General features: G+C 53.1%; 12 protein-coding genes and 1 other RNA gene. 9 read left to right on the top strand and 4 right to left on the bottom strand.

What is annotated here, in order from left to right:
* Positions 1 to 1,216: 1,216 nt before the first annotated feature.
* The 6 genes from C8R21_RS12950 to rluB all read left to right on the top strand — a co-directional run bounded on the left by C8R21_RS12950 (position 1,217) and on the right by rluB (position 6,297).
* Positions 1,217 to 1,624, top strand: coding sequence for a hypothetical protein (locus C8R21_RS12950; protein WP_181258942.1), 408 nt, complete (start codon positions 1,217 to 1,219; stop codon positions 1,622 to 1,624).
* 482 nt (positions 1,625 to 2,106) lie between these two features.
* Positions 2,107 to 2,205, top strand: an RNA gene (gene ffs / locus C8R21_RS12945) — signal recognition particle sRNA small type.
* 132 nt (positions 2,206 to 2,337) lie between these two features.
* Positions 2,338 to 4,113, top strand: a complete 1,776-nt coding sequence (dnaX, locus tag C8R21_RS12940) for a DNA polymerase III subunit gamma/tau (protein ID WP_107763081.1) — start codon at positions 2,338 to 2,340, stop codon at positions 4,111 to 4,113.
* 14 nt (positions 4,114 to 4,127) lie between these two features.
* Positions 4,128 to 4,451 carry a YbaB/EbfC family nucleoid-associated protein gene (locus C8R21_RS12935; protein WP_177219689.1) on the top strand — a complete coding sequence of 108 codons (324 nt, stop codon included), beginning with the start codon at positions 4,128 to 4,130 and terminating at the stop codon, positions 4,449 to 4,451.
* Positions 4,452 to 4,513: 62 nt separating this feature from the next.
* Positions 4,514 to 5,113, top strand: coding sequence for a recombination mediator RecR (recR, locus tag C8R21_RS12930; RefSeq protein ID WP_107763080.1), 600 nt, complete (start codon positions 4,514 to 4,516; stop codon positions 5,111 to 5,113).
* Positions 5,114 to 5,505: 392 nt separating this feature from the next.
* The gene (gene rluB, locus C8R21_RS12920; RefSeq protein ID WP_445668748.1) at positions 5,506 to 6,297 is read left to right on the top strand and encodes a 23S rRNA pseudouridine(2605) synthase RluB; all 792 of its coding nucleotides are present in this window, start codon (positions 5,506 to 5,508) and stop codon (positions 6,295 to 6,297) included.
* Here rluB and prmB read toward each other — a convergent pair.
* The 4 genes from prmB to dapC all read right to left on the bottom strand — a co-directional run bounded on the left by prmB (position 6,285) and on the right by dapC (position 11,109).
* A complete protein-coding gene (gene prmB, locus C8R21_RS12915) occupies positions 6,285 to 7,193 on the bottom strand; it encodes a 50S ribosomal protein L3 N(5)-glutamine methyltransferase (RefSeq protein WP_107763077.1) in 909 nt (302 codons plus the stop codon). The two genes, rluB and prmB, sit on opposite strands and share 13 nt — an antisense overlap.
* Before the next feature lie 441 nt (positions 7,194 to 7,634).
* Positions 7,635 to 8,768 carry a succinyl-diaminopimelate desuccinylase gene (dapE, locus tag C8R21_RS12910; protein WP_107763076.1) on the bottom strand — a complete coding sequence of 378 codons (1,134 nt, stop codon included), beginning with the start codon at positions 8,766 to 8,768 and terminating at the stop codon, positions 7,635 to 7,637.
* A 275-nt stretch (positions 8,769 to 9,043) separates the two neighbouring features.
* Positions 9,044 to 9,865 carry a 2,3,4,5-tetrahydropyridine-2,6-dicarboxylate N-succinyltransferase gene (dapD, locus tag C8R21_RS12905; RefSeq protein ID WP_107763075.1) on the bottom strand — a complete coding sequence of 274 codons (822 nt, stop codon included), beginning with the start codon at positions 9,863 to 9,865 and terminating at the stop codon, positions 9,044 to 9,046.
* Between the two features lie 50 nt (positions 9,866 to 9,915).
* Entirely contained in the window at positions 9,916 to 11,109 is a 1,194-nt protein-coding gene (gene dapC, locus C8R21_RS12900) for a succinyldiaminopimelate transaminase (protein WP_107763074.1), read from the bottom strand.
* A 76-nt stretch (positions 11,110 to 11,185) separates the two neighbouring features.
* On the opposite strand from dapC, the gene C8R21_RS12895 reads away from it, so the two are divergent.
* The 3 genes from C8R21_RS12895 to C8R21_RS12885 all read left to right on the top strand — a co-directional run bounded on the left by C8R21_RS12895 (position 11,186) and on the right by C8R21_RS12885 (position 13,783).
* Complete coding sequence (locus C8R21_RS12895) at positions 11,186 to 12,103, top strand: DMT family transporter (protein WP_107763073.1); 918 nt, start codon at positions 11,186 to 11,188, stop codon at positions 12,101 to 12,103.
* Between the two features lie 87 nt (positions 12,104 to 12,190).
* The gene (locus C8R21_RS12890; RefSeq protein ID WP_107763072.1) at positions 12,191 to 13,141 is read left to right on the top strand and encodes a D-2-hydroxyacid dehydrogenase; all 951 of its coding nucleotides are present in this window, start codon (positions 12,191 to 12,193) and stop codon (positions 13,139 to 13,141) included.
* 222 nt (positions 13,142 to 13,363) lie between these two features.
* Positions 13,364 to 13,783, top strand: coding sequence for a rubrerythrin family protein (locus tag C8R21_RS12885; protein ID WP_208290978.1), 420 nt, complete (start codon positions 13,364 to 13,366; stop codon positions 13,781 to 13,783).
* Positions 13,784 to 13,933: the final 150 nt, after the last annotated feature.

The raw sequence follows: 13,933 nt of genomic DNA, 5'->3' as shown, positions 1-13,933 counted from the left end.
GGCCCAGACGTGAATGCCCTGGGCGCGCTTTACGCTTTGCACCACCAAGCCATCGATCCCTAGGATAGAATCGATTGGGGACATCGGTATTGCCTCCATTAAACGTGTTCTTCGTAAAAACAAGTCTAATGAATACCCTTGTCCCCCGTTAATGATGAAGAGCCAAGTTCTATGAAAAGCGGTAGATTAAATAGGTGCTAAATGATGTATTTTGGCACCCGAATTACAGCTTAATCACAGCTTTTTTGGGAAGATTTTTACCGCTTTTTATCCAGCATCTGGCATAAGCCTGTCCTAAATCTCCCGGATCATCCCCCAGCCAGAATGCCCCATCTGCTGAGCCACCCACATGGGTGACTTTCCGGCAGAGATCATCATCTCAATTGCTCCGAAAAATCTCGTCTGATAAGAGCGACGGTGCCTCGCTCCTGCTCTTTCCACGGCAGATTTCCAATAGCTTTCACGCATTGCCTCATTATCTCGTTTCCCTTCCAGCGCCTCAGCGTGCCTGGATTCTGGAATACCTCGTTTCGGATTAGAAAAGTGTACTGCTTCTGGGCAATGAGTGCTTGATACACCGGTTCCAGCATCTTCACCTCTCAGGGAGAAGTCGTTTTTGGTATCTCGATGTTCCTGCGAGAATATGCTGCACGAAGAGAGGGCTAATCTGTCGGCCATGACATGTGTGGCAACGTGTCTATGCCAACCATGGCAAGGCTCGGCGTGATATTACCGATTTCATCGTGAGCTTCTATAACGGGACCAGATTACACTCGAAATTGGGCTATCTGTCACCCACCATCTATGAACGGAAAATGGCAACAATACCACCTATTCCGATGTCCAAAATTACTTGAGCACTGAAAAGGCCCGACGAACGCCGGGCCAGGAAGTGAGTTTACTGCAATCGCTTCTCCGTTCAGGGAGGAAAGAAGCGAGCAGGCAGATTAACAGTACAAGAAAGCTTTTACCGTTAAATACTTAACGTATGGAAATAAAAAACCCGCTCGGGGCGGGTTGGAGAAAAGAGAAAAGACCTGGGTTCGCAATGGTTAATTAGGGTTGACTTTGGTGCGTTTTGTATAAACAATATGCCAATTTAATTGCCAACACAGAAGGAGTTGACGATTAAATCGGCATACGATCCTGGTACTGAAGAGTTGCGTATATACAGAAAGGTATCGCAACCCGTTGATTAACTGGAAAGGAGAGGGCCATGAGTTATCGGGAGACAATCGAGAGCACAAAAGAGGAGCAGGATTCAAGAGAGCGTGGAGAGCGTGGCGCAACAGAAGAATTTGTCACAATCGCCCCAGAGGATGTGCAGGCATTGACAGACAAGCATCATTTGCAACCTGTCTCAATACGACTTGAGAAATCTTTGATTGAGGATTTTAAGCTTATCGCCTCGATGTATGGAATTGGCTACCAGCCTCTGATGCGTCATATTTTGAAACGATTTGCAGATTCGGAGAAGAAACAGATATTGAGAGAGGCCGCTTCAAAGATGAAGTCGACGAGGAGGGAAACATTAAGAGAGGCTGCTTCAAAGATGAAGTCGATGGGGAAAGAAGCGGCAAAAAATCTGCGTCAATTGGCTGCAAAACAAAGAAAAGTAGCTTGATCTAACCCGCTTCGGCGGGTTTTTCTTATCAGCTCTTTCTCTTGCGAAATTCCCAGGGTGACGAGAGGAGGGATCAGACCATGATCCGCGTCTCACTATCATTGCCGCAGACTGCAGAAGATAGAGACTTTGATCCTTGGCGTAGCCTCGATACACCCATGCCATTCCGCGGTTACTGCTTATCCTGTTTTAGAATGGTAAGGGTGTTACCCTCAGAGATCCCGGCGATGGTGGTCAGAGAGATTGCGGCGAGCATGCAAAATTAGAATCCGAGCGGCCGCAATCCGGGTAGACCACCTTCGTAACTGCTATTCCGACGCATGTTGTCCAGATACGGTCTCAATTGAGGCTGATACTCGTCGTTTGGAGAGAACGGTAGTAGACGTGGGCTTCGAGTCCGGGCAAAATATCAAAATTACGGATACGCACAATTTCTCAGTTTGCGGGGATTGTGCTTTTTTAATTTTTTCTTTTAGCTTTACGGCGGGCCTCCCCGCATTGCATGGTAGTGAACCTGGTCAGGTCCGGAAGGAAGCAGCCACAGCTATTTTTTGCAAGTGCCGGGGGTCGGGCTCGCCACCCTTTTTGTGCAGGTTGGATGGATGGACGGATACATCTTTCCAACTGCACGCTTCAAGGATTCATACCGTCAGTTACGGCCTCAGCCTAAAAATCTGAAATAACCGTTTCGCCGATTCGATTCTCGACATAGCGTGTCCTCCCCGACTCAAGTCCTTGCCCGCAAATGGCGTCCCCGGTACTTTTCCGAACTGACCGGACAGGATCACGTTGTTCGTGCACTTACCAATGCGCTCGAACAGAAGCGTTTACATCATGCTTATCTGTTTACGGGCACGCGCGGTATCGGCAAGACGACTATTGCCCGGATCCTGGCCAAAGCATTCAACTGCCAGGCTGGGGTTACCCCCGAACCTTGCGGAATCTGTTCTGCTTGTATCGAAATTGATGGTGGGCGTTTTGTTGACCTGATCGAAGTGGACGCCGCCTCCAATACGCAGGTGGAAAAAATGCGCGAACTGCTGGAGAACGCACTGTACGCTCCTACGGTCGCACGCTACAAGGTGTACATCATCGATGAAGTGCACATGCTTTCCAAATCGGCTTTCAATGCCATGCTGAAAACGCTGGAAGAGCCGCCGGAACATGTCAAATTCATACTTGCGACCACTGATCCGCAGAAGATTCCGGTAACGGTTTTGTCTCGCTGCCTGCAATTCAACCTCAAGCAGATTCCGTTTCCGCTCATCGTCTCGCACCTCAGGCATGTGCTTGAGCAGGAGCATATAAACTGTGATGCAACTTCCCTGCAGTTATTGGCGCGCGCGGCGCAGGGCAGCATGCGCGATGCCTTGAGCATTCTAGATCAGGCCATCGCTTTTGGTGAGGGAAAGATCGAAGAAGCAGGTGTGCGCGATATGCTTGGCGCGGTCGATCAGGGGTACCTGCTTGATCTGCTGGAGGTGCTGGCGCAACGAGATGGCGCACGAATGCTTGCGATCGCCGATGCAATGGAAACCCGCAGTCTCTCGTTCGACGCCGCCTTGCAGGATCTGGCGACACTGCTGCATCGTCTGGCCCTCGCGCAGATCGTGCCGGCGGCGATTGGTGACGATGAACCTGAGCGGGATCGGGTTTTCCAGCTAGCGAAAACATTCGCGCCAGAAGATATTCAACTGTTTTATCAGATTGCCATACACGGACGCGAGGATCTGGGCCGGGCACCGGATGAGTATGCAGGTTTCACCATGACTTTGCTGCGTATGCTGGCTTTCATTCCGGAGGATTTCCTGTCGGGAGGAGGGGAGACAGGCAGGGACAGAGGAACGTCAGGTTCTTCGCCTGCAAAGTCAGGGAGCGGCAAATATCCTTCGACCCTTGGACAGGCTCAGGACTCAGGCCGAACGGAGACGAAAGGCCGAACAGAGACGAAAGGCTCAGGGCGAGCAGAGATGGAAAAGGAAGGGCGCTCCAGGGAAGGGAGAGTGGCCAGGAATGATTCCACTGGTGATTCAAGGCGGTCGGCAGGGCCAGTGCCGGATTCGCCGGAGCGCGATCCGATGCCGGAAAAGCCGGGCTCCACAGAGTCTTTCAGTCATAGCTGGATTACGATAGTTGGCCAACTGAAGGTGAGCGGATTGACCAGAATGCTGGCTCAATACTGCGAGGTGAAGAGTTTTTCCGAGGATGAAATAGAATTTTGCGTACCGGAACTCCATAAGCATTTGCTGGACAAGACCTATCAGGACAGACTGCAAGCCGCCGTAAGGGAGTATCTTGGTAAGCCGGTGCGGTTGAAGTTTTCAGTGGGAGTCGTTAACGGCATGAGTCCGGCGGAGCAGGAAAATCGTGAAAAACAGGAGAAGCAATCGCAGGCCATCGCGGCTATCGAGTCCGATCCGTTCGTGCGTGAACTCGTTGAAAATTTCGATGCAAAACTGATCGTTTCATCGATCAAACCTATTCAATAGTGGAGGTAAAAATGATGAAAGGTGGCTTGAGCAATCTGATGAAACAGGCTCAGCAGATGCAGGAGAACATGAAAGCCATGCAGGAGAAATTGGCTTCGATAGAAGTTGAGGGCCAATCCGGCGCAGGTATGGTGAAGGTTGTGATGACGTGCCGTTACGATGTCAGGCGTGTCAGCATTGACAGCAGTCTCATGGGAGATGATAAGGAAATGCTGGAAGATTTGATCGCGGCAGCGGTGAACGACGCGGTGCGGCGGGTGGAGTCGACCACACAGGAAAAAATGGCGGGATTTACCTCCGGTTTGGGCCTGCCTCCGGGAATGAAACTGCCGTTCTAACGTGAATTCCAGGTTGACGCGATTCCGCAACTCCTGATCCTGTTGAGTAATTTTAGGTTTGAGTGAACGCCCCGCGTAGTCTCGACGAATTGATCAATGCGTTACGCTGCCTGCCCGGGGTCGGTCCCCGGTCAGCACAGCGCATGGCGTATCATTTGTTGCAGCGCGACCAGGAGGGTGCTCGCCGCCTCGCCGATTCCCTCGATTACGCCCTGCAACATGTCAGGCATTGCGAAAAATGCAATAACTTTACCGAAGAGGTGGTATGCGAGTTATGCATTTCTCAGCGGCGAGATTCTGCTTTGCTGTGCGTGGTGGAGATGCCTGCCGATTTGCTGATGATGGAGCAGGCACATTGCTACAAAGGCATGTACTTCGTGTTGATGGGGCGGCTCTCACCCCTGGATGGCATCGGCCCTCGGGAAATCAATCTTGATCGCCTGTTGAAGCGCGCCCGGGATAATATGGTGAAGGAAGTTATTCTTGCTACCAATTTTACCGTGGAAGGTGAAGCCACGGCGCATTATATCGGGGAGATGCTGCAGAACGAGGGCTTGAAAATCACGCGTATCGCGCGGGGATTGCCCGTGGGCGGGGAACTGGAGCATGTGGATAGCGGTACCCTGGCGCAGGCGGTTCTCGAGCGCAGGGAAGTCAAGTAGTGTTTATTCGGGGAAATATTTGCCCTTGTCTATCTTATGTTATTGTGCCTTTTTATCGATTCACTCTTCCACAAACCTGTCCTAAGCCTGTTCGACCTTCCACAGGCTCAGGACGAACGGGAAGACGAAGGGTTAGTGGGAGCGGGAGACGAAGGGTTCAATGCAAACAGTACAGGTTTTTCTCGTGTCATCCGAGCGCTCGTTAGCGTGGGAAACTGGAAATTGGCAGAAAACTTGAAATTGGGACTGCGATGAAAACCAGGTCATCGCAGTCACCCAATGTGGCCAGACAGCGCCGCTCTGTGAAGATCCCAAAGTCTCCTGCTTCGCCAACTCCGGCAGGCTCACCCAAATCATTCCAGGCGCCTGTACGAAGCCTGCCGAAGGGATCGATAAAACCAGCCTCGGCAACGCACTCTGGCGCAGGTTCCACCTCCACTCAACCCGTTACACAGAAACTGCACAAGATTCTGGCGCAGGCAGGATTGGGTTCGAGGCGCGAAATGGAGGAATTGATCGCCAGCGGACAGGTGACGATCAACGGAAAGACTGCGCAGGTGGGAGACCGTATCGACGTTCGAGATGTCGTGAGGGTAGGAAAGCGCATCATTCACTTCAGATCCGCCCGGCGTCTGCCCCGCGTCATGCTCTATCACAAACCGGAAGGGGAAATCGTCAGCCGCGATGATCCTCAAGGCCGCCCATCGGTTTTCGACAAACTGCCACAGTTGAGGTCATCCAAATGGATCGCTATTGGCAGGCTGGATTACAACACCAGCGGGCTGCTGGTTTTCACCACGGATGGGGAATTGGCAAACCGGCTGATGCATCCCCGTTTCGAAGTCGAGCGCGAGTACGCGGTGCGGATCATCGGACGGCTAACGCCGGAGCAGGCAACATTGCTGACCTCGGGTGTTGCGCTGGAGGATGGCGTGGCCAAGTTCGATTACCTGTCAGATGAAGGGGGTGAGGGCTCCAACCACTGGTATCGCGTGATATTGAAGGAAGGCAGGAATCGCGAAGTGCGCCGAATGTTCGAAGCGGCGGGAATGACGGTGAGCCGCCTGATGCGGGTTCGTTTTGGTCCTGTCAACTTGCCCTCACGTTTGAAACGGGGAAAGTCGATGGAATTGAACGAGGCAGAGATAGGGCGACTGCTGGAACTGGTCGGTTACAAAGCCTGATGGCCGGGAAGCTGATCCCGTTTCAGCAGGAAAACAAATTCTTTCCCCGCACTGATTTCCAGCCAGGTAAAAGGTGTATCGGGAAAGGCATGCTCCAGGGTTTCCCTGTTATGACCGATCTCGACAATGAGCATGCCATCGTCGGTCAAATGGTTTGCTGCGTCCCGTAGTATTACCTTTGTCGCCTTCAGTCCATCCTCGCCGCTGGCAAGCGCACCTTGCGGCTCATGGCGATATTCCTCCGGCAATGCTGCCATTGCTTCCGCATTGACATAGGGTGGATTGCTGACAATAAGATCATAGCGGCGCCCTGCCAATTCCGCGAATAGATCCGACTGGATAAGATCGATCCGATCTTCCAGGCCATACTCCGCCACATTCTTTCCAGCAACCTGCAAGGCATCAGTCGAAATATCTGTCGCATCGATCACTGCATTGGGAAATGCCTGGGCAAGCAGTATTGCCAGACATCCGGAGCCAGTGCACAGATCCAATGCGGAATAAACTTCTGCCGGCTCTTCTATCCAGGGCGCAAGTTGTTCCCGCAGCAATTCCGCAATGAAGGAGCGCGGTACGATTACGCGTTCATCCACATAAAAACGGAAATCTCCCAGCCAGGCTTCTCTGGTCAGATAGGCGGCCGGAATTTTTTCTGTTGCGCGGCGCTCGATTGTTTTCAAGACCAGCTCCAGCTCGACCGGAAGAAGGCGAGCGTCCAGGAACGGTTCCAGCTGGTCAAGTGGAAGATGCAGCGTGTGGAGAATGAGATAAGCTGCTTCATCGTACGCTGAGGCAGAGCCATGGCCAAAATGAAGCCCCGCGTCGTTAAAGCGGCTTACCGCGAAACGCAGTACGTCGCGGATAGTCTGGAGCTGGCTTTGGGCTTCAATGAACATTCATTCCTGTCCGTGAGAAAAAGTGATCCTTATGTATCCGTGCGCCATCGAACGGATTACTCCTGGTTTAACGTCTATCTTCTAATCGCTTGAAAATATTCGAAAGCGAAAATATCAGCCGTCCTATAGAGTTAACCTTAGCAACCGGAAGGAGGCAAGAAATGAACGGGAATATGCCAGGATTTAACGCAGAGGCGTCCATGTACATGGCAAGCAATACTTATCGTGCCGCTCATGCAGCTTTTGCGGACGTTGCATCTGCCAGGGTCATTCCGCAGCAATGTAGACTGCTTTGCCAAGTGGTTTGCCCGCCCCCGCAGCAGTGCTGCCCCACCGGCTGGAGATGCTGCGGTAGCTGTGAGAGCGGGCAGTGCGATGATGCGTGTGTACGTCCGGGTCAGTCCTGCCCGTAGAAATGGGTGAGCCCCGGATTTATTCTTATCATCTCAGCAGCAAACGCTGGATCGTGAGTCGGTAAATCTGCGGCAGCTGTTCCAGATCCGCAACCTCGACGTATTCGTTGATCTTGTGAATGGTTGCATTCCGTGGTCCCAACTCCACCACTTGTGGGCAGATGTCGGCAATGAAGCGGCCGTCCGAGGTTCCTCCCGAGGTGGAAAGCTTAGGCTCGATTTCCGTTACAGCGCGAATGGCGGCACTTACCGCATCGACCAGGCTGCCCCTCGGGGTGAGGTAAGGCTTGCCTGAATTTTCCCATTGCAAGTCGTATTCGAGGTTATGCCGGTCGAGAATTTCATGCACCCGGGTTTTAAGTGATTCTACCGTGCTAGCGGTGGAGAAACGAAAATTGAACAGTATCGTTACTTCGCCAGGAATTACGTTGGTGGCACCCGTACCCCCATTGATATTCGAAACCTGCCAGGTAGTAGGGGGGAAATATTCGTTGCCTTCGTCCCACTTCGTGTTGGCCAGTTCGGCGATGGCGGGAGCCGCCAGGTGTATTGGGTTTTTTGCCAGGTGAGGATAAGCAATGTGGCCCTGTATACCCTTTACAGTTAACGTTCCGGACAGGGAGCCGCGCCGGCCGTTCTTGATCATATCGCCAAGCTTGTCGACAGAGGTCGGTTCCCCGACGATGCAATAATCGATCAGCTCATTGCGCGCCTTGAGGACTTCCACCACCCGTACAGTGCCGTCTACCGCAATACCTTCCTCATCCGATGTGATCAGGAGCGCAATCGAGCCATTGTGATCGGGATGCTCTGCGACGAAAGCCTCGATCGACGTGATGAATGCTGCTATCGATCCCTTCATGTCGGCCGCGCCGCGCCCATAAAGCCTGCCATTTCGAGTGACGGGATCGAATGGGTCACTTTCCCATTTTTCCAGGGGGCCGGTTGGCACGACATCTGTGTGACCGGCAAAGCAAATCAGCGGTGCTCCCGTTCCGCGCCTGGCCCACAGATTATCGACTTCGCCGCAGCGTATTCTTTCAATGTTGAAGCCGATTTTTTCCAGGCGATCGATCAGGATTTCCTGGCAGCCATTGTCGAAAGGCGTCGGAGAGCGGCGGGCGATCAGCATTTGTGCGAGCGCCAGCGTGTTATTGAGCATGGATTATTTTCCAGAAAAGAATTTATATGGCAATGATGATAAAGGAATACAAGTTACCTGGGGTATGTACTTTAGAGCGTACTACGTACGCCGCCTTTATGGGGTTTGATACCGCCAAGCTCGAATAATCGCAGGGATGGGTGGAGCGGAGCGTAACCCATCGAGTTTCGGTGATGGGTAATGAGTTGCGGCTTTCAGCCTCCACCCATCCTACCGCTGCTCCTGGACTCGTGCTTCACTCCAATTCCAATCTGCCTGCGCTACTTGTAACCGCGTTAAATGCCGCGCAACAGCTCATTGATACCGGTTTTCGCGCGTGTTTTGGCATCCACCTGTTTCACGATGACTGCACAATAGAGGCTGTATTTGCCGTCCGCGGAAGGCAGGCTGCCGGAAACGACAACGGAACCGGGTGGGATGCGGCCATAGCTGATTTCACCTGTTTCGCGGTCATAAATCCTGGTGCTCTGGCCGATGTATACGCCCATCGAAATCACGGAATTTTCACCGACAATCACGCCTTCCACGACTTCCGAGCGTGCGCCAATGAAACAGTTGTCCTCGATAATGGTAGGATTGGCCTGCACGGGCTCGAGCACTCCGCCGATTCCGACACCGCCGGATAGATGCACATTTTTCCCGATCTGCGCGCAGGAACCCACCGTAGCCCAGGTATCGACCATGGTGCCTTCATCTACGTATGCACCGATATTGACGTAAGAGGGCATCAGCACGACATTGCTGGCAATGAAAGCGCCTTTGCGTACGGTTGCGGGAGGCACGACGCGGAAGCCGCCATTACGAAAATCGCGGGAGCTGTAATCTGCAAACTTGGAAGGTACCTTGTCGAAATAATTGGAAAATCCCCCCTTGATGAAACTGTTGTCCTCGATGCGGAATGACAGCAATACGGCTTTTTTTATCCATTGATGGGTTTTCCATTCACCGTCCGTTTTTTCCGCCACCCGCAGTTTGCCGCTGTCGAGCATTTCCAGTACCTGGGTAATGGATTCCTTGAGCTTCGCTTCGACGTTACGCGGTGTAATCTCGGCGCGGCGTTCAAACGCTTCTTCAATCGTGCTTTGGAGCTGATCCATGGTCTTCCTTCGATTTCTTGTTGATATTTCGCTGCTCTACAGGCTGCCTGCTACAGGCTGGATACCAGCTTCTTTATCCGCTCGGTAGCGGCGGCGCATTCCATTACGGATGCCACCAGGGCAATCCGGACAAAATTTTCGCCGGGGTTGATCCCATGCGCATGCCGTGCAAGATAGCTGCCGGGCAAAACCGTGACATTATAATCGCGATAGAGCTGCCGGGCGAATTCGACGTCATTCATCGGTATTTTCAGCCACAGGTAGAAAGCCGCGTCAGGCAGCGAGACCGGTAGCGTACCCTGAAGTAATTTGATGACTGCTTTGAACTTCTCGCAATAGAGGCGGCGGTTTTCGACAACATGAACCTCATCATTCCACGCCTCCTCGCTTGCCGCCTGCACTGCCGGATTCATCGCACTGCCGTGGTAGGTGCGGTAGAGCAGGAATTTTTTCAGGATCCCCGCGTCTCCGGCAACGAATCCGGAACGCATGCCGGGAACGTTCGATCTTTTGGAAAGGCTGCTGAATACGACCAGCCGGGGAAAGCGTTCCCGGCCCAGACGGTGGGCGGCCTGGAGCGCGCCCAGCGGAGGAGAGGCTTCATCAAAATAGATTTCAGAATAACACTCATCCGAAGCAATGACAAAGCCATAACGGTCAGAAAGCTCGAACAGAAGGCGCCATTCGTCCATCGACATTACCCGTCCGGTGGGATTGCCGGGCGAGCAGACATACACAAGTTGGGTGCGCGCCCATATTTCATCCGGTAACTGAGCATAATCGAGCGCAAAATCATTCTCGGGCAGGGTATTGAGGAAACAGGGCGTTGCGCCCGCAAGCAAGGCAGCGCCTTCGTATATCTGATAAAACGGGTTCGGACAAATTACAATTGCATCGGACCTGGAAGAATCGATCACTGCCTGTGCAAAAGAAAACAATGCTTCGCGGCTGCCGTTGACCGGCAGGATTTCGGTATCGGGATCGATTGCCGGCAGGCCATAGCGTTGCATCAGCCATTTGCCGACGCTGGTGCGCAGGGATCGCGCCCCGAGAGTTGCGGGATAGTGCGCCATCTTCACCAGATTTTCCATCAAGGCCTGGCGAATGAAATCCGGAGTCGAATGCTTGGGCTCCCCGATGTGGAGGCTGATAGGTGTAAAAGCCGATGCAGGTTCGATTCCTGCGAATAGCTTGGTGAGCTTCTCGAAAGGGTATGGTTGCAGGCGGTCCAGATTGGGATTCAATTTAAGGCGGTGGGAAGACAGCTCTATTCCCCAGGTTGAGTGATTGATCGAAGCAGGATTATAAGAGGGCACTCTCTTGCTCACAAAGCAAAATAAACAATATACCCAAGGTGAACGAAGCGGCGGGCAAAGCGCTTTCCCGATCGCTGCCCTGCTTGTGGGCGCCTCGATCTGGGGTTTGCTGTGGTACCCCTACCGCTTATTGGAACAGGCCGGGGTAAGCGGGCCGGCTGCAACCGTTATTACCTACCTTGTAGCCCTGCTGCTCGGCCTGGCCGTATTTCGTGATAAATTGCGCACCGTACGCATGCTTGACAGGGAAACCTGGCTGCTTGTCGGAATAGGATTGTCCGCAGGCTGGGCCAATCTCGCTTACGTTCTCGGTGTACTCCATGGCGAAATCATGCGGGTCATGCTGTTATTTTACCTCTCGCCGCTATGGACCATCGTATTTGCGCGCTTCCTGCTGAACGAGGTGTTAAGCGTGCAGGGATACCTGGTTATCGTTTTTTCTTTGGGAGGTGCGATAATCATGTTATGGCAGCCGGAAGGCAGCCTGCTGCCTTCCTCCTATGCCGACTGGATGGGAATATCCGCTGGTTTCATGTTCGCTCTGGCGAATGTGCTGAGCAGAAAAGACCAGTATCATGATGTTCAATTAAAATCGGTTGCGGTATGGGTGGGAGTTGCTCTGGTTGCATTGGGTTACAGTCTGTTACTGCCTGATCTGCCTGTATCGGTCGATGTTTCCGCCTGTACGCTTTTGCTCCTGCTGCTGGTGGGGTTGACGGTATTTGCCCTGAGCCTGGTCGTGCAATACGGTCTTACCCATACCCCTGCCAACCAGGCTATCGTGATTATGCTGTTCGAGTTGGTGGTTGCGGCGGTTGCGGCTTACTTCCTGACCGACGAAGCCATGACGCTGAGGGAATGGGCCGGCGGAGCAATGATCGTTTCAGCCAGTCTTTTTTCAGCGAGAATGAATCGGGAGTAATACTCCCAAGCCGATTCTGCCGGTTCCGCCGATACTGGCGCCGGAATTCCGGTTTCCTGTATAAATTCACACAAGAGGGAAATGAACATGAATCATCACGTCGTTTTTCTGGAAAGGGATTCCCTGAAGGTGGAAGTGCACCGGCCGAACTTCGAGCATACGTACGAGGAATACGCCAAAACGACACCTGACCAGGTGGTGTCGCATTTACAGCACGCAACCATAGCAATCATCAACAAGGTGGGGTTGAGCGAGGAAACCCTGGCGCAATTGCCAAAGCTGAAAATGGTCGCCATTGCGGCTACCGGATATGACGCTGTCGATATCGGCGCTTGCCGCAGACACGGCATTGCCGTGGCGAATATCCGCAATTATGCAATTCATACCGTACCTGAGCATGTATTCGCCCTGGTGCTCGCGCTACGCAGAAATCTTTTTGCTTACCGGCAGGAGATCGAGCAGGGAAGGTGGCAGAAATCGGAGCAGTTCTGCCTGTTTACTCATGAGATCAGCGAGTTGTTTGGTGCCACCATCGGGATTGTCGGGGAGGGCACGATTGGGCGCGGCACTGCCGCCATTGCACAGGGATTCGGCATGCGGGTGCTTTTTGCCCATCATGAATCGCGGAGGAAGAAGGACGTGGTTCTCACCCCGTTCGATCAGGTGCTTGCGGAATCCGACATCCTCTCACTGCATTGCCCGCTGACGCCCGCTACCCGAAACCTGATTGGCATGGACGAATTGCGCAAGATGAAGCGCAGCGCATTGCTCATCAACACCGCCCGGGGAGGATTGGTGGATGAGGCAGCGCTGGTACAGGCCCTGGACGATGGCACTATCGCCGGCGCCGGTTTCGATGTGCTGACCACGGAACCCCCAAGAAACGGCAATCCCCTGCTTGGCTTGCATCGTCCCAACTTTATCCTGACACCTCACATCGCCTGGGCCTCTACCGAGGCCATGCGTTTTCTTGCCGATCAGCTGGTCGACAATATCGAAGCCTGGGTTGCGGGCAAGCCGCAAAACCTGCTTACCTGAATTTCCAGTCCGGTTCGCATCGGCAGAAAGGCGGAATATAAGGAACGCATATAGGCGGTTGACAACTCAAGTGGCCTTCGATAGTCTCATAGGGTTAGCGAGCTGATGCATATAGTCCCGGTTATAGTCCCGGTTGGTCCCGGTTCATTCGAATCGCATATTTGGCCGCATCGGCGGAAAGCTTTATTTTATTTATGGCAATTTGATTACAGGAGGGGAATGATGGAACTCAAAGGAACCAAAACCGAGGAAAATTTGAAAGCGGCTTTTGCCGGGGAATCGCAGGCGAACCGGCGTTATCTCTACTTCGCAAACAAAGCGGATGTGGAAGGGCAAAACGATGTTGCAGTGGTTTTCCGCTCCACTGCTGAAGGCGAAACCGGACATGCGCTCGGCCACCTGGAATACCTGGAGGCGAGCGGCGATCCCGCCACCGGCTTGCCGTTCGGTTCGACCCGCGCCAACCTTGAAACCGCTATTGCCGGGGAGACACATGAATATACGGATATGTATCCCGGAATGACTAAAACTGCACGTGATGAAGGTTTCGATGAAATCGCCGAATGGTTTGAGACACTGGGCAAGGCCGAACGCTCTCACGCCAACCGCTTCCAGAAGGCTCTGGACAATCTCGGCGACTAACGATTCACAAGTGGCCCGACAGGCGGCCCGCCCGATAAGCGACCCGATAAGCGGCTATAGACAACAAGCGGAAGGGATCGGATCCTGCATCCCGTTCCTTCCGCTTGTATTGTTATTGTTCCGGAATTTTCAGCTGAATTTCCATCTGTT

It is taken from the genome of Nitrosospira multiformis (assembly GCF_003050865.1).
In the GTDB taxonomy this organism is placed as follows: Bacteria; Pseudomonadota; Gammaproteobacteria; order Burkholderiales; family Nitrosomonadaceae; genus Nitrosospira; species Nitrosospira multiformis_E.
Note: the sequence above shows the minus strand (reverse complement) of the source record. Positions and strands in the feature narration are given on the sequence as shown.